Genomic DNA, 21566 nt, shown 5'->3' on the forward strand with positions numbered 1-21566 from the left:
GTGAATCGATGGTGCAGCGATCCTACTCAACGAATCCTCGCCAAGAACTCAAATTTTCGTGAGATTTGTTACAGAAGCGGAGAACGGTAGCCGCGGCAGCGCATCCACGCCACGCGCGGCCCGGTAGATCCACGCCATGCGTGGATGAATTCACGGAGAAACCCAAAAAAGAAGGCCGCTGTCACCAGGACAGCGGCCACCTTGGAGTGGACTCCGGTGTTGCAGTGCAGCGTCAGGGCTGGCCGGTGCTGGAGGTCTCGTCGCGCTTCTCGCGCGGCGGCAGCGGCTGCTCGCCGTGCACCAGGAACCACACGTTCTCGGCGATGTTGGTGGCGTGGTCACCCACGCGCTCCAGGTTCTTGGCCATGAACAGCAGGTGGGTGCACGGGGTGATGTTGCGCGGGTCTTCCATCATGTAGGTCAGCAGCTCGCGGAACAACGCGGTGTACTGCGCGTCCAGGCGGGCGTCGTCCTCGCGCAGTTCCAGCGCGGCGTCGGCGTCGTTGTCGCGGTAGGCGGCAATGGCGCGGCGCACCTGCTGCGCGGCCAGGCGGCCCAGCGCACGCAGGCCCTGGATCTGCGGCAGCGGCGGCACCTTGCCCAGCGCGATCGAACGCTTGGCCACGTTCGCTGCATAGTCGCCGATGCGTTCGATGTCGGCCGGGATGCGCAGGCCGGCCAGGATCTCGCGCAGGTCGCGCGCCATCGGCCCACGCAGCGCCAGACGCATCACGTCATGGCTGATCTGCTGCTCAAGCGCATCGATCGCTTCGTCGTTGGCGATGATGCGATGGGCGGCGTTCTCGTCGCGCTTCTCGATCACGTCCATCGCCGCTTCGAGCTGGGCGACGGCCATCTCGCCCATGCGCACGATTTCGGCCACCAGGCGCTGCTGCTCTTCGTCGTAGCTCTTGACGATGTGGTCGTTGGGAAGGTTCATGGTCTGCAATCCGGGTAGAGCCAGGCCATGCCTGGCTGGGACATATGGCGAAGAAACAGCGTCGATCAGCCGAAGCGACCGGTGATGTAGTCCTCGGTCTGCCGCTGCGACGGCTGCGAGAAGATCACTTCGGTGCGGTCGTGCTCGATCAGGTCGCCCAGGTACATGAAGGCGGTGTAGTCGGACACGCGCGCGGCCTGCTGCATGTTGTGGGTGACGATGACGATGGTGTACTCGTGCTTGAGCTCTTCCACCAGCTGTTCGATGCGGCTGGTCGAGATCGGGTCCAGCGCCGAGGTCGGCTCGTCCAGCAGCAGCACCGACGGGCGCAGGGCCACGGCGCGGGCGATGCACAGGCGCTGCTGCTGGCCACCGGACAGGCCCAGTGCGCTCTGCCCCAGCTTGTCCTTCACTTCGTCCCACAGTGCGCCCTGGCGCAGCGCCTGCTCGACGCGGTCGGCCATGTCGGCCTTGCTCAGCTTCTCGTGGTGGCGGATGCCGTAGGCCACGTTCTCGAAGATGGTCATCGGGAACGGCACCGGCTTCTGGAACACCATGCCGACCTTGCTGCGCAAGCGGTTCATCGGGTACTTCGGCGACAGGATGTTCTCGCCGTCCAGCAGCACCTCACCGCGCGCTTCCAGCTTCGGGTACAGCGCGTAGATGCGGTTGAAGATGCGCAGCAGGGTCGACTTGCCGCAACCGGAGGGACCGATCAGCGCGGTCACGCGCTTTTCCGGAATCTCCAGGTTGATGCCCTTCAGGGCGTGGAACTTGTCGTAGTAGAAGTCCAGTCCACGCGCAGCCAGCTTCACCGGCGACGGCGTGTGCAGGCTCTCGTGCGAGGACGGCACGGCGATGCGCTGCATCGGCACGGCGTTGGAAAGGTCGTTCATGGCGTTATCCACGGAAAGGTCAGTCATGGGAGATACGGTTGCGCAGCAGGATGCCGCGGGCGGCAAGGCTGACCAGCAACACGAAGACAGTCAGCACCAGGGCACCGGCCCAGGCCAGAACCTGCCAGGATTCATACGGGCTGCCGGCGAACTGGTTCATCACCACCGGCACCGAGGCCATCGGCTGGAAGATGTTGTTGTTCCAGTACTGGTTGCCGAAGGCGGTGAACAGCAGCGGCGCGGTTTCGCCGGAGATGCGGGCCAGCGCCAGCAGGATGCCGGTGATGATGCCGGCCGAGGCACTGCGGTACAGCACCTGCACGATCACCTTCCACTGCGGGATGCCCAGCGACAGGGCCGCCTCACGCATCTGCGAGGGCACCAGGCGCAGCATCTCGTCGGTGGTGCGCACCACCACCGGCAGCACGATGAAGGCCAGCGACAGGGCACCGGCAAACGCCGAGAAGTTGCCGCCGGTCTGCATCACGTACAGGGTGTAGACGAACAGGCCCAGCACGATGGACGGGGCCGACAGCAGGATGTCGTTGACGAAGCGGACCACGGTGCCGGCCTTGCGGGCGTTGCCGTACTCGGCCAGCCAGGTGCCGGCCAGCACGCCCAGCGGGGTGCCGATGCCGATCGCCAGCGCACACATCACCGCACTGCCGAAGAAGGCGTTGGCGAGGCCGCCTTCCTGCATCGGCGGCGGCGTCATCTTGGTGAAGAGATCCCAGTTGATGCCGGCCAGGCCCTTGGAGGCCAGGGTGAACAGGATCCAGCCCAGGAAGAACAGGCCGAACAGCGCAGTGGCGCAGGAGGCGGTGATCGCAACGACATTGCCGATGCGGCGGCGCAGGTACAAGGAATCAGCGGTGGTGGACATCAGTTGCCCTCCTTGCGGGACAGGCGCATCAACATCAGGCGGGCGATGGCCAGCACCACGAAGGTGACGATGAACAGGACGAAGCCGAGCAGCAGCAGGGCCGAGCGGTAGGTTTCAGTGGCTTCGCCGAAATCGTTGGCGATCAGCGCGGCGATGGTGGTGCCCGGTTCCAGCAGCGACGGCGACAGGCGCACGCTGTTGCCGATCACGAAGGCCACCGCCATCGTCTCGCCCAGGGCGCGGCCGAGGCCGAGGAAGATGCCGCCGATCACCGCCGAGCGGGTGTAGGGCAGGACGATGTCCCAGCTCACTTCCCACTTGGTGGAGCCCAGCGCGTAGGCCGATTCCTTCAGGCGGGTCGGCACGGTCAGGAACACTTCGCGCATCACCGAGGAGATGAACGGAATGACCATGATGGCCAGCACGAAACCGGCGGTGAGCATGCCGATGCCGAGCGGCGGGCCCTGGAACATCGGGCCGATGATCGGCCATTCGCCCAGGGTTTCGTTGAGGAACGGGGTGACGTACTCGGTCATCACCGGCACCAGCACGAACAGGCCCCACATGCCGTAGATGATCGAGGGAATGCCGGCCAGCAGTTCGATGGCGGTACCGACCGGGCCACGCAGCCAGCGCGGCGCGACTTCGGTGAGGAAGAAGGCGATGCCGAAGCTGACTGGCACGGCGATGACCATCGCGATGAGCGCGGTGACCAGGGTGCCGTAGATCGGGGCGAGGGCGCCGAACTTGTTTTCGACCGGATTCCAGTCGGCGGAGAAGAAGAAGCTCAGGCCCTGCATCTGCAGGGCATGGCGGCCGCCCCACAGCATCGACAGCGCGGCGCAGGCCAGGGCGATCAGGACGAAGATGACGGTGCCGACCAGCACCCATCGGAACAGTTTGTCGTTGCGGGCATCACGCGCATCACGCGTGGACGGGGCGGCTACAGGCTGGGCGATGGCATTCATGGGGACGGCAGGGCCAGGAAGGGGCGGGGCGGCACGGCGTGGAAGCGGCGGTGCCCGCGCGGGGCGGGCACCGTCGTGTCCATCACTTCAGGTCGGACGCCCAGTAGGCCTCGATCTGCTTGACCAGTTCGGCCGGCAGCGGCACGTAGTGCAGCTCGTTGGCCTGGGCCTGGCCGTTTTCGAAGGCCCACTTGAAGAAGGCCAGGGTGTCCTGGTTGCGCTTGGCGTCCTTCGGCTGCTTCTGCATGAGCATGAAGTTGGTGGCGGTGATCGGCCACGCCTGCTCGCCCGGTGCGTTGGTGATGACCAGGTTGAAGTCCTTGGCGCTGGCCCAGTCGGCGCTGGCGGCTGCAGCGGCGAAGGTTTCCGCGCTCGGCTCGACCCAGTTGCCGGCCGCGTTCTGCATGGCGGTGTACGGCATGCCGTTCTGCAGCGCGTAGGCCAGTTCGACGTAGCCGATCGAACCCTTGATCTGCTTCACGTAGGAAGCAACGCCTTCGTTGCCCTTGCCACCAACGCCGTCCGGCCACTGCACCGAGGTGCCTTCGCCGACCTTGCTCTTCCACTCTGGGCTGACCTTGGACAGGTAGTTGGAGAAGTTGAAGGTGGTGCCCGAACCGTCCGAACGGTGGACCAGGGTGATCTTGCCGTCCGGCAGCTTCACGCCCGGGTTGGCGGCGACGATGGCCGGGTCGTTCCAGGTCTTGACCTTGCCCAGGAAGATGTCGGCCAGCAGGGCGCCGCTCAGGCGCAGCTTGCCGGCTTCCAGGCCTTCGATGTTGACCACCGGCACCACGCCGCCGATGGCGGACGGGAACTGCGCCAAGCCGGCCTGGGCCAGCTCTTCGCTGCTCAGCGGCTTGTCGGAGGAACCGAAGTCGACGGTGCCGGCCTTGATCTGGGCGATACCGCCGCCCGAGCCGATCGACTGGTAGTTGATCTTGGCGCCGGTGCTGGTGTTGTAGTCAGCCGACCACTTGGAGACCAGCGGGAAGATGAAGGACGCGCCCGCGCCGGACACTTCGGCGGTCACCTTGGCACCGGCAGCGGCCGGGGCAGCGGCACCGTCGGCAGCCGGCTGCTGCGCGGCCTGCTTGTCGCCACCGCAGGCCGACAGGCCCAGGGCGATGGCCAGGGAAAGGGCGGCAAGGCCGGCCGAGTGCAGTTTCATGGTCACTCCATAGCGGGGAAGAGCCGACGTGGTCGGCGGATGCGGCTATGAAATGATGTTTTTGTTACAGCCGTATTACGACCATGACAGAGGTGTCCTGGATCACGTTCTGACAAGGGTTTCACGGGGTTGGCGCCGATCCGGCAGGTGCCGGGAAACCCCCGATCTGCGCACCGATATGACGGTCGGTTGGCCCTTGTAGAGTCGAGCCATACTCGACTGCTCCCTGCCCTCGGTAGGTGCGGACCGTTGGTCCGCACGCTCCAGCACCCAGCCGAGCATGGGCTCGGCTCTACAAACGCTCCTGCCTTTGCTCCTGCCTTCCATGACCCCACCGCGCCCCCGATGAACTGTCGAGAGGCGGTGGGCCAGGGCGTGCAGGAACGTCCACGGCATGGATGCCGTGGCCGAGCCCCCAAGGGTGAGGGCCGTTTGCCTGCGAGGCACTGCCTCGCAAGCGCCCGAACGCACAGCCGCCAGCGGCTGGGCCGGACCGCGGAGCGGGGTTTACGGCGTGTCCCGGGCTGGGCCCTGCGCCGACTCCGGGCAGTAGATTGGAAGCGCAGCGCTCTTCACGATCAACCCCCAAAAACAAGAAGAGCGCGAGATCTCGAGGATCTCGCGCCCGGTTGGGGCCGGCGGGGGAGAGAGGACCCGCCGACCCCGTTCCTGCGGGGGGAACGCTTACTTCAGGTTCTGCGACCAGTAGGTCTCGATCTGGCGGACCAGGCTGTCCGGCAGCGGTACGTAGTCCAGCTGGCGGGCCTGGGCGTCGCCGCTCTTGTAGACCCAGCGGAAGAACTCCTGGGTGGCCTTGCCGTTGGCAGCGTTCTTCGGCTTCTTGTGCACCAGGATGAAGTTGGTGGCGGTGATCGGCCAGGACTCGGCGCCCGGGGCGTTGGTCATCACCAGGTAGAAGTCCTTGGCGCTGGCCCAGTCGGCGCTGGCAGCGGCGGCGGCGAACGACGCATCGCTCGGCTGCACGAAGCGGCCGGCGGCATTCTTCATCGCGGTGTACGACAGCTTGTTCTGCAGCGCGTAGGACAGTTCGACGTAGCCGATGCCGCCCTTGATCTGCTTCACGTAGGCAGCAACGCCTTCGTTGCCCTTGCCGCCGATGCCGGCCGGCCACTGGACCGAGGTGCCTTCACCGACCGAGCTCTTCCACTCCGGGCTGACCTTGGACAGGTAGTTGACGAAGTTGAAGGTGGTGCCCGAGCCGTCCGAACGGTGCACGACGGTGATCTTGGCGCTCGGCAGGGTCACGCCCGGGTTCAGCGCGGCGATGGCCGGGTCGTTCCAGGTCTTGATCTTGCCCAGGAAGATATTGGCCAGCACGGTGCCGTCCAGCTTCAGTGCGCCCGGGGCGATGCCGGCCACGTTGACCACCGGCACCACGCCGCCGATCACCGACGGGAACTGCGCCAGGCCCGAAGCGGCCAGTTCTTCCGGCTTCAGCGGGGCGTCGGAGGAGCCGAAATCAACGGTCTTGGCCTTGATCTGGGCGATACCACCGCCGGAGCCGATCGACTGGTAGTTGACCTTGTTGCTGGTGGCGGCGTTGTAGTCGGCCGACCACTTCGACATCACCGGGTAGATGAACGAGGCGCCCGCGCCGGTGATTTCAGCGGCGTTGGCGGCGAACACGGACGACGCTGCGAAGACGGCAACGGCAACGCGCGACTTGAAGGCGTGGATCACGGGGTGGCTCCTGGGTTGATTGGGATGCGGGGTTACCCGCCCGGCGCACATTCCATAACGGTTCGATGACAGCGCAGGGACCGTTGTATGACGCAACCGTTACAGCGCTGGCCGTTGCAGCTGCGGCGGTGTCCGTGAAGGATTGGCGCGCGGTCGAGGGGCGGCAGGGGGGCGCGCCGCCATCCTCTATATGTCGCTGTCGGAGCCTCCACGCTGACGCGCACGCATCCCGGGAATGGGCATCCGGCAGCGATGCCATGTCCCGCACCGGGATGCATGGTGCCGCGTTGCGCGTTGAAGCGGATACATCACGCCATGTGCCGCAAGGCCTCGACACAGATGCCGGCGCAAATGCGTCGTCCGCATGACCGCACGAAGAAACCTGTGTTTGGTGCGCAGTTTGTCATTCGACTGTCATGGTTTTAACGGAACGTTCGCAAAACGCTTGACCGGCCTGCCGGCGTGGCGTTCTGCCCAAGCCATTCCAACCCTCTGGAGAGATCCAAAATGCGTTCCCATTTGCTCGCCGCCGCGGTCGTTGCAAGCCTCGGTCTGGTTTCCGCCGACGCCTTCGCAGCCCCCGCCAGCTCGGGCGTATCCCAGGCACAGCTGCAGCAGCTGCAGGCACAGATCGCCGCGCTGCAGGCCCAGGTCCAGCAGTTGCAGAACGATTCGCAGGCGCTGCAGGCGCAGTCCGACGCGCAGTCCGAAGTGAACATCACCCAGGCGCAGGCGCTGGAAGGTGCACAGAAGACCCAGACCAGCGTCGACAAGCTGGCCAAGCTGGTCAATGACAACAAGATCGGCGGTCGCATGTTCTTCGACCTGACCAACATCGACAAGACCAGCAACGGCAAGGACACCGCCGCCAGCGGCACCGGTCTGGACGTCAAGCGCTTCTACCTGACCGTCGACCACAAGTTCAACGACATCTGGTCGGCGAACCTGACCACCGACTTCCAGTACAGCTCGGCCATCGGCAACACCGAACTGTTCGTCAAGAAGGCTTACGTGCAGGGCAGCTTCGACCCGGCCTTCAACCTGCGCGTCGGTGCCGCCGACATGCCGTGGATCCCGTACGTCGAGAAGTTCTACGGCATGCGCTATGTCGAGAACACCCTGACCGACCGCCTGAAGTATGGCAACTCGTCCGACTGGGGCCTGCATGGCTTCGGCAACCTGGGCAACAACTTCAACTACGCCGTCTCGGTGGTGTCCGGCGCCGGCTACAAGAACCCGACCCGCAGCAAGGGCATGGACGTGGAAGGCCGCGTGGCCTACACCCCGAACGAGAACTTCGTGGTTGCCGTCGGTGGCTACAGCGGCAAGCTGGGCAAGGAAACCGACATCCAGAGTTCCGAGAACACCTACACCCGCGCCAACGCGATGGTGGCCTACGCCAGCAGCGACTTCCGCGTCGGTGGCGAGTACTTCCAGGCCAAGAACCTCAACAACGTGATGACCGTTGCCACCGACAAGTCCAGCGGCTGGTCGGTGTGGGGCAGCGTGCGCGTGACCGATGGCGGCATCAACGTGTTCGGTCGTTACGATGACACCGACGTCAGCAAGACCCTGGACCCGACCTTGAGCGACAAGTACTGGAACGTCGGCGTCGAGTTCCCGGTCATGAAGAACCTCAAGCTGTCGACCGTGTACAAGTACACGCACCTGGCCAACGCAGGCGACAAGAAGAACGACAAGACCAAGGAATTCGGCGTATGGGGCGACCTGTCGTTCTGATCTCCTGAAGCACGCTTGTCCTGAAACACAGACGGCGGGCCTCGTGCCCGCCGTCTTCGTTTGGTCACAACAGAGACTGCGTCATGCCTCGGCTGTGGTCTTTTCCTTGAACCGGCACAGATCGGCGATCACGCACCCCGGGCAATCCGGCTTGCGCGCCTTGCACACATAACGACCGTGCAGGATCAGCCAGTGATGCGCGTCGAGCAGGAACTCGGCGGGAATCACCTTCACCAGCTTGTCTTCCACGTCGCGCACATTCTTTCCCGGGGCGAGGCCGGTACGGTTGGAGACGCGGAAGATATGCGTGTCCACCGCCATCACCGGCTCGCCGAACGCGGTGTTGAGCACCACGTTGGCGGTCTTGCGGCCCACGCCCGGCAGCGCTTCCAGCGCATCGCGATCGCGCGGCACTTCACCACCATGCTTTTCCAGCAGGATCGCGCAGGTGGCGATCACGTTCTTGGCCTTGGCGTTGAACAGGCCGATGGTGGCGATGTACTGCTTCAGCCCGTCCTCGCCAAGCGCAAGGATCTTCGCCGGCGTGTTGGCGACCGGGAATAAACGGCGCGTGGCCTTGTTGACGCCGACGTCGGTGGCCTGCGCCGACAGCGCGACCGCCACCAGCAGCTCGAACGGCGAGCTGTACTCCAGTTCGGTCTTGGGGTGCGGATTGAGTTCACGCAGGCGGGTGAACATTTCCACCACGTCGGCGCGCGGCATCGTGCCGCCACGCAGCGCCGGGGCGCGTGGGGTCTTCTTCGTGGTGGCCATTACTGCTCCTTGCCGCTGGCGCGGGCCTTGGCCCGGGCGAGGATGGCGGCCGCCGCAGCGGGCAGGGCGGGCTTCACGTCCGGCGCCGGGGCCGGCGTGCGCCGCGCGTCGCGTTCGGCTTCCCGGCGGGCCAGTCGCACCGCACGGGCGCGGTAGCGTTCGCGTGCCGCCCAGGCGGCCTGAAGCAGCTGCTGGGCCTGCTGCAACCGCTGCGGGAGTTCCGGGTGGCCGGGCAGCAACTGCGCGTCGTCGGCGCGGGCGACATAGTCCATCAGACCGGCCTGCAGGGCGCCATCGAGATCGTCTGCCTGGACCCGGGCGAACAGCTGCGCGGGGTTGGGTCGGGATGCCATGGCGTCAGCGGTTCTGGAAGGCCGGCGGACGGCGCTGCAGGAAGGCGCTGGTTCCCTCGCGCATGTCCTCGGTGGCGAACAGCAGGCCGAACTGCGCGCTTTCGTATTCCAGCCCGGCTTCCAGGCTGCATTCGCCACCCACGTGCACCGCGTCCAGCAGGCCGCGCAGGGCCAGCGGCGCCGAGCGCGCCAGCTGGCGGGCGACGTCATTCACGCGATTGTCCAGCGCGTCGGCCGGCACCACCTCGTTGACAATCCCCAGTTCCAGCGCACGTGCGGCGTTGATCGGTGCACCCAGCAGGCAGAGCTCCAGGGTGGCGGCGCGGCCGCACAGGCGCAGCAGGCGCTGGCTGCCGCCGAAGCCGGGAATCAGGCCGAGATTGATTTCCGGTTGGCCGACTTTGGCGGTATCGGCGGCGATGCGCAGGTGGCAGGCCATGGCCAGTTCCAGGCCGCCACCCAAGGCAAAACCGTTCACGCGGGCGATGACCGGCTTGGGCATGCGCTCGATCTGGCGCATCAGGGCCTGGCCCAGCAGCGAGAAATCACGTCCCTGAACCGCGCTGAGTGTGTTCATCTCGGCAATGTCGGCGCCGGCCACGAACGCCTTCGGGCCTGCGCCGGTCAGCACCACCACGCGCACCCCCGGGTCTGCGGCGGCAGCACTGAAGGCCTCGGCCAGGGCCTGCAGGGTCGCGGCATTGAGGGCGTTGAGCTTGTCCGGGCGCTGGACGGTCACGGTGCGGATGGCACCGTCGTCGGTGACAGCGATCAGGGCATCGGCCACGGGGAAACTCCTGGAACGTTAAAAAAAAGTGATATTGAACTCCGCGAACGCAGACGGGTCATAGCCTGCATCGTGAGTAGCGGTTACACGTTGCGCCCGTTATCCTAACCCGTCGCCTCAGGGCGGCGCAGAACGTCCCTGAGTTACCACCCCTGGAGAACTGTTTGATGAAGTTGCGTTCTATCGCGGTCGCCGTCGCGGCCCTGGCCCTGACGGGCAATGCCTTCGCCCAGGACGTTTCGTCCGAAAAGGGCAAGCTGAGCTACTACTTCGGTTACGACTACGGCAACAACCTGGCGGAGCTGACCGGTCGTGGTGAGCAGCTGGACATCAACTCGGTGGTGAAGGGCCTGCAGGATGCCTACGCCAAGAAGCAGCCGGCGATCACCGCCGAGCAGCTGAAGCCGGCCGTTGAAGCGTTCCAGAAGCGCGAGCAGGGCCGTGCCCAGGCTGCCAAGGCCGAGTACGAAAAGGCTGCTGCCGAAAACAAGACCAAGAGCGATCAGTTCATCGCGGCGAACAAGGCCAAGGCCGGTGTGCAGTCGCTGCCGAGCGGCGTCCAGTACCGCGTGATCGAGGCCGGCAAGGGTGCCAAGCCGACCCAGGCCAGCACCGTGCAGCTGGAAGTGGCCGGTCCGTTCCCGTACGGCCAGCGCCCGACCGAAGCCCGCCCGGCCCAGCAGATCCCGTCGATCAAGGTCAGCGAAGTCGAAATGAAGGCCATGCGCGAGACCCTGCTGCAGATGCCGGCAGGCTCGAAGTGGGAAGTCACCCTGCCGCCGGACCAGGCCTACGGTGCCGACCCGCGCACCCCGTTCCCGCCGAACGTGGCTGTGCAGTTCGAGATCAAGCTGGTCAGCGTCAAGTAAATCGAAGTCGTAAACGAAACGCGCCGGTGATTCCACCGGCGCGTTTTTGTTTGCGCAGTTCCTGACGGTAGAGTCGACTGTCAGTCGACTGCACTTGGGTCACATCAAGAAGACGCCCGCGCTGCGCGCGCGTCGACTGACAGTCGACTCTACCGTCCGGCCGGGCCACCCGCACAAATCCAGCCCATTCGCGCTACTGTTGGCGGGTGCAAACAATGGAAGAATCGGCGCGTGTTGTCGCAAGTCCCTGCATCGGAGTGTGCACGCTGGATCCGCACCGGCAGTGCACCGGCTGCGGGCGGCATATCGATGAAATCGCACGGTGGTCGTCGATGAGCCACGACGAACGCAGTCGCATCCTGCATCGCGTGCAGCCGCTGCGCGCGCAACTCCAGCAATCACTGCGCGGCTCGCTGGCCGACCACGAACGACTGATGCGCGCGCTGCACCCCTTGGCCGAACCGCCGGCCGGCGACGGCTGGAACCGCAGCGAGCTGATCGACCTGTTGCCGTCCGGCCCTCCGGTGGAGGCGGCCGTGCTCGCGGGTATCGTGCCGCGTGCCAATGGCGCGCAGGTGATCCTCACCCGCCGCACCGAAACCCTGCGCACGCACGGTGGCCAGGTCGGATTCCCCGGCGGCCGCACCGAGCCCGACGACCGCGACGCACTGGCGGCGGCATTGCGCGAGAGCCAGGAAGAAATCGCACTGGCGCCCGGCCAGGTGCAGGCGCTGGGCTACCTGGATCCCTTCGTGACGATCACCGGCTATCGGGTCACCCCGGTGGTGGCGGTGGTCGATCCGGACTTCGTGCCGGTGCCGCAGCCCAGCGAAGTGGCCGAGGTGTTCGAGGTGCCGCTGGACTACCTGATGGCGGCCGACAACCTGCGTCAGGTCGAAATCAACCATCGCGGCCGCATCCGCCACGTCCTTGAGTACGGCTGGCCCGGCCAGCGCATCTGGGGCGCCACCGCGGCCATTCTCTACAACCTGCGTCGCCGCCTGGAGCAAGTGCAATGAACCTGATCGATCCGCCGTGGACCACCCTGGTCGATGTCGCCCCCCTGGCTGCCACGTTGGGCGAGGGCATCCGCGTGGTCGACGCACGCGCCACCGCCAGCACCGCGGTGCGCGTGGTTGATGCGCGTTCCTCGCTGGCCGACCCGCAGGCGGGAAGCGGCCAGTATCTGGCAGGTCATATCCCGGGTGCGGTGTATGCCGATCTCAATCGTGACCTGTCCGATCTGTCGCGCGTCGGCCATGGTCGCCATCCACTGCCGGACAGCGATGCCTTTGCCGCAAAGCTGGGGCAGTGGGGCATCGGCCCCGACACCCAGGTGGTGGTCTACGACGGCAGCGACGGCAGCATGGCCGCCTCGCGCCTGTGGTGGCTGCTGCGCCTGATGGGTCACAGCAGGGTCGCCGTGCTCGACGGCGGCATCGCCGCCTGGCAGGCGGCTGGTCACGCGCTGGCGAGCGGCCAGACTGAAGTGACGGCGTTGCCTGCCTACCCGGGCCGCTTCGACACCACACAGATCGCCAATGCCGATGAAATCACCGCGCGGCTGAAGCATGCGCAGGGCTGGCTGGTCGACGCGCGCGCGGGTGAGCGCTTCCGCGGTGAAGTCGAGCCGCTGGACCCGGTCGCCGGCCACGTGCCTGGCGCGGTCAACCGCCCGTTCGCATTGAACGTACTCGACGGCCGCCTGCGCGACGCACAGGCGCTGCGCGCCGAACTGCAGGGCGTGATCGGCAACCGTGATCCGCAGCAGGTGGTGCTGATGTGTGGCTCCGGCGTGACCGCCTGCCATCTGCTGCTGGCGATGGAAGCGGCCGGCCTGTCCGGCGCGCGTGTCTACGCCGATTCGTGGAGCGGGTGGGTCAGCGACAGCAGCCGCCCGGTGGCGACCGGCGCCTGAGCGATCCGGGCAAAACGCAGTCGAGCGCGGCTCGACTCTACAAAGGCACCCTCCGATCGATTCGACCCCGTGCCGACCAACGGTCGGCACCCACCAACAGCAGCGGGAAACTGTCGAAGGCGGGGTGGGTCCGGTTGCGGGGGTGTCCGCGGCATGGATGCCGCGGCCAAGCCCCAGGGACGGGTTTACGGCGTCCCCCGCAACCGGATCCACCCCGCCATCCCACCGAATGCCGGCTTTTGACGTTGACGTTGCTTCTGCGGGTGCAGGGCGCAGCCCTGCCGCTTACCCAACAGGCTGCAACGGCACCTTCGCCAGCACCCGCGCCCATGGGAACAACGGCCCCGGATCACGCTTGCGCGCCACCATCAGCGTCGGGTCGTCGCTGGCCGGCACCTGCTCCAGATCCAGCTGGTCGTGCCCGGCAATCCGCCGCAGCGACGGATAGCGCGCCACCAGCGCCAGTAGCAGCGCCTCCAGCGCTACCAGCTGCGCCTCGGTGTAGGCCTCGTCCATCGCCTGGTGACGGCTGTCGAACCAGTGCGGGTAGCGCCCGGTGTTGACCAGCTCGATGCCCAGCGAATGCGCGTTCATGCCGCGTACGTGGTGGGCCACGCGTTCCGGTGCCACGTACTGCACCACGCGGCCATCACGGTCGATGTAGAAATGGCCGCTGTTGCCGGCGCCACTGTCGTACAGCACGCGCTGCCCGTACTCCCGCGCCATCACCAGATCGGGCAGCTCGGTGCAGTGGATCACCACCATCTCCAGCGTGGCCGGGTCGCGCAGCGGCAGACGGTCTTCGTAGGGCAGGGGCTGCAGCTGCAGGCCGGGCAGGAGCGGGTTGGGCATCCGGCGATGCTAGCATTGCGGCATGAACCTGCCTTCCCTTTCCTTGTCGAACCGCGCGCACGGAGCCTGCGCGTGAGCCGCGGCCACTGCATCCTGTCCCACGGCTTCGAGAGCGGCCCGGAAGCGACCAAGGTCACCGCGCTGGCGGAGGTGGCGCAGCGCCTGGGCTGGACCCACGAGCGCCCCGACTACACCGACCTGGACGCCATGAGCGAGGTCAGCCGGGTAGGCGACGTGCCGACCCGCCTGCGCCGCCTGGTCGAACGCACCGCCCTTGCCGCCCGGCAGGGCCCGGTGGTGCTGGCCGGCTCCAGCCTGGGCGCCTACATCTCCGCCATCGCCTCGCTGCAGGTGCCGGTGGCCGGCCTGTTCCTGATGGTGCCGCCGACCACCATGGGCCCGATGCCGGCACTGGATGCCGCCGCGGTGCCGACCACGGTGGTGCAGGCCTGGCATGACGATGTGGTCCCGGCCGCCGGGGTCATCGCCTGGGCACAGGCGCGCGCCGCGCAGCTGCTGCTGGTCGATGACGGCCACCGCCTGGAACACCATGTGGAGGCCTCCGCGCAGGCCTTCGAGCGCCTGCTACGGCAACTGTGAAGCCCGGGCGCACGGCGCGCCCGCCCGCTTTGACTACAATGGCAGCCCCGCCGCCCCCGGCGCGGGCCTGCTGGCCGTGCTTGCGGCCCTCCTTTCCGACCGGCCCGGCCCCTGTGCCGCGCCCGACCACCTGCGAACCGATCCCGTGAAATTCTACGTCTCCTGCGCCAAGGGCCTGGAATACCTGCTTGCCGATGAACTGTCGGCCCTGGGCCTTGGCAAGGCCACTGCCACCATTGCCGGCGTCAACGCCGAGGGCGAACTGGAGCAGGCGCTGCGGATCGTGATGTGGTCGCGCCTGGCCAGCCGCGTGCTGTGGCCGATCGACGAATTCGAATGCCCGGACGAACAGGCCCTGTACGACGGCGTGCGTGCGCTGCCCTGGCAGGAGCACATCAAGCCGGAGATGACCCTGGCGGTGGACGCGCACGTGTCCGGCGACAAGATCACCCATGCGCGTTTCGCCGCGCAGCGGATCAAGGACGCCATCGTCGACCGCATGCGTGACCAAGGCCTGGAGCGCCCGTCGGTCAACACCGACCTGCCGGACGTGCGCGTGAACCTGTCGCTGCGCAAGGGCCGTGCCTCGCTGTCGATCGACCTCGGCGGTGGCCCGCTGCATCGCCGTGGCTGGCGTGGCGCCGCCCACGAGGCACCGCTGAAGGAAAACCTGGCCGCCGCGCTGCTGTTGCGCGCGCAGTGGCCGCGCCTGCATGCCGCCGGCGGTGGCCTGCTGGACCCGATGTGCGGCAGCGGCACGCTGCTGATCGAAGGCGCGCTGATGGCCGCCGACGTCGCTCCCGGCCTGATGCGCCATGGCAGCCTGCCGCCGAGCCGCTGGCTGGGCTTCGACAAGGCCGCCTGGAAGGCCATCCAGAGCGAAGCGCGTGATCGCGAAGCCGCTGGCCTGGCCGCGCTGAAGCCGGTCATCCACGGAAGCGACATCGACCCGGCCGCCATCCAGGCGGCGCGCGAGAACGCCGAGGTCGCGGGCGTCGCTCATGCGATCCGCTTCACCCGCGCCGACGTGGCCGACCTGGCTGCGCCCGAACAGGAGATCGGCGCGGTGGTCTGCAATCCGCCGTACGACGAACGCCTGGCCGCCGATCCGGCGCTTTACCGTGCACTGGGCAATGCCCTGCAGAAGGCCGTGCCGCAGTGGCGCGCCAGCCTGCTGTGTGGCAACGACGAACTGGCCTTTGCCACCGGCCTGCGCGCCGGCAAGAAGTACCAGATGTTCAACGGTGCGCTGGAATGCGCGCTGATCGTCTGCGACCCGATCGCTGTGCCGGGCCGCGACCCGGCGCAGCCACGCGAACTGAGCGAAGGTGCGCAGATGGTGGCCAACCGCCTGCGCAAGAACCTGAAGAAGTTCAAGAGCTGGCGCACCCGTGAAGACATCACCTGCTTCCGTGCCTATGACGCCGACCTGCCGGAATACGCGGCCGCCATTGATGTCTACGAGGAAGAGGGTGGCAAGCGCCGCACCTTCCTGCATGTGCAGGAGTACGCCGCACCGGCCGCGATTCCGGAGAACGACGTGCGCCGTCGCCGCAACGAACTGCTGGCCGCCGCGCGTGAAGTGTTCGGCGTACCGCCGGAGCAGGTCTCGATGAAGTCGCGCGAGCGCGGCAAGGGCGGCAGCAAGTACGGCCGCTTCGAGCAGCGCGACGAATTCATCGTGGTGCGCGAGAACAACGCGCTGCTGCAGGTGAACCTGTTCGACTACCTCGATACCGGCCTGTTCCTCGACCATCGCCCGCTGCGCCGGATGATGGCCGAGCAGGTGCGCGGCAAGCGCTTCCTCAACCTGTTCTGCTACACCGGCGTGGCCAGCGTGCAGGCCGCCGTGGCCGGTGCCGCCAGCACCACCAGCGTCGACCTGTCGGCGACCTACCTGCAGTGGTGCTACGACAACCTGGCCTTGAACGGGCAGGGCGGCAACCAGCATCTGCTGGTGCAGGCCGATGCAATGGCCTGGCTGGAGGGCGACCGTGGGCAGTACGACGTGATCTTCTGCGATCCGCCGACCTTCTCCAACTCCGCCCGTGCCGACGACTTCGACGTGCAGCGCGAGCAGCTGAAGCTGCTGCGCGCGGCGGTGGCACGATTGGCGCCGGGCGGCGTGCTGTACTTCTCCAACAACTTCCGACGCTTCAAGCTGGAAGAGAACGCCATCGCCGAGTTCGCCCAGTGCCGCGAGATCACCGCGCGCACGATTGGTCCGGACTTCGAGCGCAACGCGCGCATCCACCGCGCGTGGGAGCTGAAGCGGTTGGGGTAATTCCGGTAGTGCCGGCCGCTGGCCGGCAACGGTGTCAGATCCGCAGAGGGTTCATGGGATGCCGGCCAGCGGCCGGCACTACCCATATCTGGCCGGTAGATCCACGCCACGCGTGGATGGTTGTTCAGTAGATCCACGCCATGCGTGGATGGCGGCTACAGCACCGCCACCACCAGCCCCAACACCGGCAGCACGATCGCCAACACCGCGATCCATTTCGGGCGGTACGGGTACAGCCCGAACGACAGTGCCACGCCGGCCACGGTCATCGCGCCCAGCCACAGCACCGGGCCCATCGCCCAGCCGTGGTCGGCCACGCACAGTGCGAACGCCGCCGTCAGCAGCGCCCAGCCCAGCACCCGCCACTGCATCCGCCGTGCGGGTGCGGCAGCGGCCTTGCCATGCAGGTCGTGCTGGTGCTTTTCCATCGCCAGCGACAGGGCGGTGAACGCAGAGAACGACAGCGTCAGAGCGAGCAGCATCATGCGCTGGCCTCCGCTTCGGTCGCTTCGACTGATGCCTTCGGCGCTGCTGCTGCAGCGGCGCGCTTCTTCTTCTCGGCCGCAGACAGCGGTGGCGTCCAGTGCTGCATGCGCCAGCCGCATAGTGCCAGCATCGCGCCGAAGGCGATCATCGACAGGTCGAAGCCGGCCAGCACCCAATCACCGCTGCGCAGCGTGACGCCCAGGTGGGCGTGCGTGGTCAGGGCATTGACCACTGGCACCAGCGCGAACGCCGCCGCACCGAGGTACAGCTGCCACGCCCACATCATCCGTTTGGGCCAGATGAAGGCCGCCAGCAGTGCCGCGCCCCAGGCATAGAAGAACACGTTGGCCTCGGCGCTGGAGCGCTCGGCGATGTCCAGCGGCAGCAGGCGATTGCCCCAGAAGTAGGCTGCGAAGGCGATTGGCAGGCCGGCGACGGTGCCGATGTTCAGCGCATCGACCAGGCGCAGGCCGAAGCCGGTGTGTCCACTCTTGGCATGCTTCGGCCGTTCCTTCACCGCCCACAGCACCACGCCGCTGGCCACCATCAGGCAGCCGACCAGGCCGGACAGGAAGAACAACGCGCGCAGGCCCCAGTCGGCAAAACGTGCCAGATGCAGGCCGTACAGCACGCCACGGGTGGCGGTGGCGCCACCGGAGGGCGGTGTTTCTTCCAGCAGCGCACCGCTGACCATGTTGTAGCGCACGGCCGGGGTGTCGGTGGACAGTCGCTTGCCGTCGCGCTGGCGGATATCGATCACCGCATTGGCCGCGCCCGGATTGGACACGGTGAAGCCGGCCACTTCCACGCCGTGCCAATGCGCGCGTGCGCTGTCCAGCAGCTGTGCGATCGGCAGCGGCGCGGCGCGGCCTTCGGCCGGTGCGGTCACCTCCGGCATGCCACCGAAGGCCTCGAAGAAGAACTTGTCCTCATCCTGCGGGTAGGCCACCTTCACCCCCCACGGCAGGTACATGATCATCAACGTCACAATGCCGGTGTAGGTGATCATCGCGTGGTACGGCAGCGCCATCACCGCACTGACGTTGTGGAAGTCGAGCCAGGAGCGCAGGCCCTTGTCCTTGCGGAAGGTGAAGAAGTCCTTGAAGATTTTCTTGTGGGTGATGACGCCGGTGATGATCGCCACCAGCATGAACATCGCGCAGAAGCCGACCAGGTAGCGCGCCCACAGCACCGGGATGTAGTGCAGGTCGAAGTGCAGGCGGTAGAAGAAGTCGCCGCCGCGGGTCTCGCGCGCTTTCAACTCCTGGCCGGTGTTCGGGTCCAGCGTGGCGTCGCCGAAGCCACCGCGGCGGCCACGGCTGGGGTCGGCCAGCTCCGGTGGCAACCGCCAAAACATCTGCATGGCCGGGTTGCGCGGCTGCGGCAGTGTGACGAACCAGTTCTCGGCCTGGCCGGCATTGGCCTGCAGGTAGTCCACCGCGCGCTGCGCGGACACATCGATGCTGACCTTGTTGGCCGGCAGCTCCGGGCGCATCCAGCGGCTGATTTCCTCGCGGTAGTAACTGGCTGTGCCGGCCATGAAGATCAGCAGCAGCAACCAGCCGACCAGCAGTCCGGTCCAGGTGTGCAGCCAGGCCATCGATTGGCGGAATCCGTTCTTCATGCCCAGGCCCCCATCAGGCGCGCAATGCCTGCCATCAGCAGGGCCGGGACGAGGATGCCCACCCATGCGCGCAGCGCGCTGCGGGTGGCGAATGCCCACAGTGCGGCACAGGCGGCGACCAGGATCGCCAGCAGCATGCCGGTCAGCACGGTCTGCCCGCGCGCGCCGGGCAGCGCCACCGCGCAGAACACGCTGGTCACCGAGGCCAGCGCATAGCCGCCGAAGATCGCGGCCAACGAACGTGACAGCACGCCCCAGCGCGGGTTGGAGAAGAAGGTGCGGGGGCTGGCGGTTGCGGGCGAGCGGTCCACGGCATTCCTGCAGGTTTCAGTGGAAGAAGGCCGGCGCACCACTGTGCGCCGGAGGAGGCCATCCCTGGCCTGGCACTGGTCGCAGAACCGGTGCCATCCATCAGGGTCAGAGCTTCCAGCGCAGCGTCACGGTGACATTGCGTGGTTCGCCCCAGTACACGCCGTTGTAGAAACCGACGTTGTTGAAATACTTCTTGTCCAGCAGGTTGTTGATGTTCAGCTGGGCGCTGAAGTTCTCGTTGAAGCGGTAGCCGCCGGCGAGGTTGACCAGGTAGAACGCGTCCTGGGTGATCCTGGCCTTGCTGCGATCGGCCTTGGTGCTGTTGTTCCAGATGCTGCTCTGCCAGGTCACGCCACCACCCAGCCAGAAGCGACCGTCGATACCGCCGGGGCGCCAGCTGCTGTTGAGCCGGAAGGTGTCCTGTGGGGCGGTGGTCCGCTGCAGGACGCCGTCCTTGTTGCGGATGACGGTATGGGCGAAACCGGCCGAGACGTTCCACTGCTCGCCGATGCTGCCCTGGGTTTCGATCTCCCAGCCCTTGACCTTGTTGCCCTTGCCGGTGGAGCGGTAGGCCTGGCTGCCATCGGGCAGCGAGTTCACCGGCACCGAATCATCGATCTCGGCGACGTTGTCCTGCTTGCCCTCGAATACGGCGGCCGAGGCATTGAGCAGGCCGCCGAAGAACTCGGCCTTGACGCCCGCTTCGTACATGTTGCCAACCACCGGCTCCAGGTAGTTGCCATTGCGGTCGCGGTAGTTCTGCGGCTTGAAGATGTCGGTGTAGCTGACATAGCCGCTGAAGATCGAATTGAAGTCGTAGACCAGGCCGGCATACGGGGTGAGCATGTCGTCCGGCCTGTAGCCGGTGCGGGTGGTGCGGTTGCGGTTGCCATTGGCATCGTAGCCATAAGCCCAGCTGCGGGTTTCCCAGCTGCCGTAGCGCGCGCCGACCACCGCCAGCAGCGGGTCGGCCAGGCGCAGGCGCGCGGCAACGTAGGCTGCGCGCTGGCGCAGTTCATTCTGCGACGACAGCCTGCCCAGCCGGGTTACCGGAAGCACCGGCACATTGCCGGTCCAGTGGCGCCAGTCCGGCACCATGGCATAGGCATCGTCGTAGTCGAAGTCCATGCCTTCCGACTCGCCCTTGCGCACCGACTGGCCCAGGCCGAACACCAGTTCATGCTCGCGACCGAACAGCTGGAACGGGCCACCGACGTTGACGTCGAACACGTCCATCGTACTGTGCTCGTTGAAGTGCGAGATGTAGGCGGTGACGCCGGTTCCATCGGCACGCGGATTGCCGGCTGCGCCGTACCAGACGCTGCCGTCGGTATCACGCACGGCGTGGCTGATATTGCCCTTCACCGACCAGCCGTTGCCGAGCTGCTGCTCCAGCCGCGCGAAGCTGGTCTTCTCCACGATCGGCCAGGCGCTCCACGAGGCCGACAGGTTGGTCGAGCGTGGCAGGTTGGCTGGCGTGCCATCGGCACCCCAGTACGGCACCACGCCCCAGGTCACGCCGGTGGTACGGGGCGACTGGTATTCGTAGCCCACTTCGAACAGCGTGTTGTCGCTCAGGTCGGCCTGCACGATGCCGTAGAACACATCCTTGTCGAGCGAATAGACATCACGGAACGAATCGCTCTGCTGCTTGGCCGCGACCACGCGCGCACGGATGCGTCCGTCCCAGGCAACCGGACCACCGAGGTCGGCTTCCAGGCGGCGGTTGCCCCAGCGTCCCACGGTGAGGTTGGCGCCCATCTGGAAGGTATCGGTGGGGCGCTTGCGGATCATGCTGATGGTGCCGGAGGGATCGCCGGCGCCGGTGGTCAGGCCAGTGGCGCCACGGATCACCTCGATGCGATCGTAGATCACGTTGTCGGTATTGGTCTTGACCGAGCCACCGAACGTGTTGAGCATGCCGTCGATCTGGAAATTGTCGATGGTGTAGCCGCGCGAGACATAGTTGATGCGCTCGCTGTCGGTGACCGACACGCTGACGCCGGTCACCTGGCCCATCACGTCCGACAGCGAGAACAGGCCCATGTCGTCCAGGCGCTGGCGGGTGATGACCGTCACCGACTGCGGCGTCTCGCGCAACGACAGGTCCAGCCTGGTCGCGCTGCGCGCGTTCTTTACCGTGTAGCTGTTCGGGATCTCGCCATCGGCGGTCACCTTTACGGTGTCCAGCGTGCGCGCGGAAGATTCGGCGGTGCCGTCGGCGTGTGCCAGCGGAGCGATCATCAGTGCAGTCACGGCCAGGGCCAGCAGAGAGGGACGAGGGAGGTTCAGCGGCATTGCCATCGGTGCGATTCCATGCAGGACGAAACAGGCGATGGAATGCGCGGACGCAGCAGCCGTGCGCTCCGCGCACGTCGCCCAGCGAGTCCCATCGACGGTGCGCCACC

General features: G+C 66.6%; 20 protein-coding genes. 6 read left to right on the forward strand and 14 right to left on the reverse strand.

Annotated elements, in window-relative coordinates; all coding sequences use genetic code 11:
- Positions 1–232: 232 nt before the first annotated feature.
- The 6 genes from phoU to pstS (AC5P57_RS03000) all read right to left on the reverse strand — a co-directional run bounded on the left by phoU (position 233) and on the right by pstS (AC5P57_RS03000) (position 6559).
- Positions 233–940 (reverse strand): phosphate signaling complex protein PhoU, encoded by a 708-nt coding sequence (gene phoU, locus AC5P57_RS02975; RefSeq protein WP_014036547.1) that lies wholly within the window; start codon positions 938–940, stop codon positions 233–235.
- A 65-nt stretch (positions 941–1005) separates the two neighbouring features.
- Positions 1006–1836, reverse strand: a complete 831-nt coding sequence (gene pstB, locus AC5P57_RS02980; protein ID WP_005408788.1) for a phosphate ABC transporter ATP-binding protein PstB — start codon at positions 1834–1836, stop codon at positions 1006–1008.
- 19 nt (positions 1837–1855) lie between these two features.
- Entirely contained in the window at positions 1856–2719 is an 864-nt protein-coding gene (gene pstA / locus AC5P57_RS02985) for a phosphate ABC transporter permease PstA (protein WP_032127902.1), read from the reverse strand.
- Positions 2719–3687: a phosphate ABC transporter permease subunit PstC gene (pstC, locus tag AC5P57_RS02990; RefSeq protein ID WP_008267250.1), complete on the reverse strand. Its 969-nt coding sequence runs from the start codon at positions 3685–3687 to the stop codon at positions 2719–2721. Before pstC ends, pstA begins: the two co-directional genes overlap by 1 nt.
- A gap of 82 nt (positions 3688–3769) precedes the next feature.
- A complete protein-coding gene (gene pstS, locus AC5P57_RS02995) occupies positions 3770–4858 on the reverse strand; it encodes a phosphate ABC transporter substrate-binding protein PstS (protein ID WP_099552602.1) in 1089 nt (362 codons plus the stop codon).
- 684 nt (positions 4859–5542) lie between these two features.
- Positions 5543–6559, reverse strand: coding sequence for a phosphate ABC transporter substrate-binding protein PstS (pstS, locus tag AC5P57_RS03000; RefSeq protein ID WP_014646540.1), 1017 nt, complete (start codon positions 6557–6559; stop codon positions 5543–5545).
- A gap of 507 nt (positions 6560–7066) precedes the next feature.
- Here pstS (AC5P57_RS03000) and AC5P57_RS03005 point away from each other — a divergent pair.
- Positions 7067–8299, forward strand: coding sequence for a porin (locus AC5P57_RS03005; RefSeq protein ID WP_099552603.1), 1233 nt, complete (start codon positions 7067–7069; stop codon positions 8297–8299).
- Between the two features lie 81 nt (positions 8300–8380).
- On the opposite strand, the gene nth is transcribed toward AC5P57_RS03005, so the two are convergent.
- Genes nth through AC5P57_RS03020 form a run of 3 tightly spaced genes read right to left on the reverse strand, consistent with a single transcriptional unit; the run spans position 8381 to position 10213 of the window.
- Positions 8381–9073, reverse strand: a complete 693-nt coding sequence (gene nth / locus AC5P57_RS03010; RefSeq protein ID WP_099552604.1) for an endonuclease III — start codon at positions 9071–9073, stop codon at positions 8381–8383.
- Complete coding sequence (locus AC5P57_RS03015) at positions 9073–9426, reverse strand: hypothetical protein (RefSeq protein WP_262236241.1); 354 nt, start codon at positions 9424–9426, stop codon at positions 9073–9075. The genes nth and AC5P57_RS03015 overlap by 1 nt, the downstream gene beginning before the upstream one ends.
- A 4-nt stretch (positions 9427–9430) precedes the next feature.
- Positions 9431–10213: an enoyl-CoA hydratase/isomerase family protein gene (locus tag AC5P57_RS03020; RefSeq protein ID WP_099552606.1), complete on the reverse strand. Its 783-nt coding sequence runs from the start codon at positions 10211–10213 to the stop codon at positions 9431–9433.
- Between the two features lie 167 nt (positions 10214–10380).
- Here AC5P57_RS03020 and AC5P57_RS03025 point away from each other — a divergent pair, with 167 nt between their 5' ends.
- The 3 genes from AC5P57_RS03025 to AC5P57_RS03035 all read left to right on the forward strand — a co-directional run bounded on the left by AC5P57_RS03025 (position 10381) and on the right by AC5P57_RS03035 (position 13000).
- Entirely contained in the window at positions 10381–11082 is a 702-nt protein-coding gene (locus AC5P57_RS03025; protein ID WP_005408797.1) for an FKBP-type peptidyl-prolyl cis-trans isomerase, read from the forward strand.
- Between the two features lie 215 nt (positions 11083–11297).
- Positions 11298–12101, forward strand: a complete 804-nt coding sequence (locus AC5P57_RS03030) for a CoA pyrophosphatase (RefSeq protein ID WP_099552607.1) — start codon at positions 11298–11300, stop codon at positions 12099–12101.
- Complete coding sequence (locus AC5P57_RS03035) at positions 12098–13000, forward strand: sulfurtransferase (protein WP_262236242.1); 903 nt, start codon at positions 12098–12100, stop codon at positions 12998–13000. The genes AC5P57_RS03030 and AC5P57_RS03035 overlap by 4 nt, the downstream gene beginning before the upstream one ends.
- Before the next feature lie 285 nt (positions 13001–13285).
- Here the strand turns inward: AC5P57_RS03035 and AC5P57_RS03040 are convergent, their stop codons facing one another.
- Positions 13286–13852, reverse strand: a complete 567-nt coding sequence (locus AC5P57_RS03040) for an N-acetylmuramoyl-L-alanine amidase (protein ID WP_099552609.1) — start codon at positions 13850–13852, stop codon at positions 13286–13288.
- A 72-nt stretch (positions 13853–13924) separates the two neighbouring features.
- Here AC5P57_RS03040 and AC5P57_RS03045 point away from each other — a divergent pair, with 72 nt between their 5' ends.
- Both AC5P57_RS03045 and rlmKL read left to right on the forward strand, forming a co-directional pair.
- Positions 13925–14452, forward strand: a complete 528-nt coding sequence (locus tag AC5P57_RS03045; protein ID WP_142807621.1) for an alpha/beta hydrolase — start codon at positions 13925–13927, stop codon at positions 14450–14452.
- Between the two features lie 145 nt (positions 14453–14597).
- Complete coding sequence (gene rlmKL, locus AC5P57_RS03050) at positions 14598–16736, forward strand: bifunctional 23S rRNA (guanine(2069)-N(7))-methyltransferase RlmK/23S rRNA (guanine(2445)-N(2))-methyltransferase RlmL (RefSeq protein ID WP_262236243.1); 2139 nt, start codon at positions 14598–14600, stop codon at positions 16734–16736.
- Between the two features lie 155 nt (positions 16737–16891).
- On the opposite strand, the gene AC5P57_RS03055 is transcribed toward rlmKL, so the two are convergent.
- The 4 genes from AC5P57_RS03055 to AC5P57_RS03070 all read right to left on the reverse strand — a co-directional run bounded on the left by AC5P57_RS03055 (position 16892) and on the right by AC5P57_RS03070 (position 21462).
- Complete coding sequence (locus tag AC5P57_RS03055) at positions 16892–17221, reverse strand: DUF3325 domain-containing protein (protein ID WP_262236245.1); 330 nt, start codon at positions 17219–17221, stop codon at positions 16892–16894.
- Positions 17218–18846, reverse strand: a complete 1629-nt coding sequence (locus AC5P57_RS03060) for a PepSY-associated TM helix domain-containing protein (RefSeq protein WP_262236246.1) — start codon at positions 18844–18846, stop codon at positions 17218–17220. The genes AC5P57_RS03055 and AC5P57_RS03060 overlap by 4 nt, the downstream gene beginning before the upstream one ends.
- Positions 18843–19157, reverse strand: a complete 315-nt coding sequence (locus AC5P57_RS03065) for a DUF3649 domain-containing protein (RefSeq protein ID WP_099552614.1) — start codon at positions 19155–19157, stop codon at positions 18843–18845. Before AC5P57_RS03065 ends, AC5P57_RS03060 begins: the two co-directional genes overlap by 4 nt.
- A gap of 106 nt (positions 19158–19263) precedes the next feature.
- A complete protein-coding gene (locus AC5P57_RS03070) occupies positions 19264–21462 on the reverse strand; it encodes a TonB-dependent siderophore receptor (RefSeq protein ID WP_262236247.1) in 2199 nt (732 codons plus the stop codon).
- Between the last annotated feature and the right edge of the window lie 104 nt (positions 21463–21566).

It is taken from the genome of Stenotrophomonas sp. YJH_SMC_79 (assembly GCF_059367995.1).

Coding starts and splice junctions, on each gene's coding strand:
- pstB (WP_005408788.1), bottom strand. CDS start 1,836: ATGAACGACCTTTCCAACGCCGTGCCGATGCAGCGCATCGCCGTGCCG.
- AC5P57_RS03070 (WP_262236247.1), bottom strand. CDS start 21,462: ATGGCAATGCCGCTGAACCTCCCTCGTCCCTCTCTGCTGGCCCTGGCC.
- AC5P57_RS03025 (WP_005408797.1), top strand. CDS start 10,381: ATGAAGTTGCGTTCTATCGCGGTCGCCGTCGCGGCCCTGGCCCTGACG.
- pstC (WP_008267250.1), bottom strand. CDS start 3,687: ATGAATGCCATCGCCCAGCCTGTAGCCGCCCCGTCCACGCGTGATGCG.
- AC5P57_RS03035 (WP_262236242.1), top strand. CDS start 12,098: ATGAACCTGATCGATCCGCCGTGGACCACCCTGGTCGATGTCGCCCCC.
- AC5P57_RS03055 (WP_262236245.1), bottom strand. CDS start 17,221: ATGATGCTGCTCGCTCTGACGCTGTCGTTCTCTGCGTTCACCGCCCTG.
- AC5P57_RS03005 (WP_099552603.1), top strand. CDS start 7,067: ATGCGTTCCCATTTGCTCGCCGCCGCGGTCGTTGCAAGCCTCGGTCTG.
- AC5P57_RS03040 (WP_099552609.1), bottom strand. CDS start 13,852: ATGCCCAACCCGCTCCTGCCCGGCCTGCAGCTGCAGCCCCTGCCCTAC.
- phoU (WP_014036547.1), bottom strand. CDS start 940: ATGAACCTTCCCAACGACCACATCGTCAAGAGCTACGACGAAGAGCAG.
- AC5P57_RS03060 (WP_262236246.1), bottom strand. CDS start 18,846: ATGAAGAACGGATTCCGCCAATCGATGGCCTGGCTGCACACCTGGACC.
- AC5P57_RS03030 (WP_099552607.1), top strand. CDS start 11,298: ATGGAAGAATCGGCGCGTGTTGTCGCAAGTCCCTGCATCGGAGTGTGC.
- pstS (WP_099552602.1), bottom strand. CDS start 4,858: ATGAAACTGCACTCGGCCGGCCTTGCCGCCCTTTCCCTGGCCATCGCC.
- nth (WP_099552604.1), bottom strand. CDS start 9,073: ATGGCCACCACGAAGAAGACCCCACGCGCCCCGGCGCTGCGTGGCGGC.
- AC5P57_RS03015 (WP_262236241.1), bottom strand. CDS start 9,426: ATGGCATCCCGACCCAACCCCGCGCAGCTGTTCGCCCGGGTCCAGGCA.
- pstA (WP_032127902.1), bottom strand. CDS start 2,719: ATGTCCACCACCGCTGATTCCTTGTACCTGCGCCGCCGCATCGGCAAT.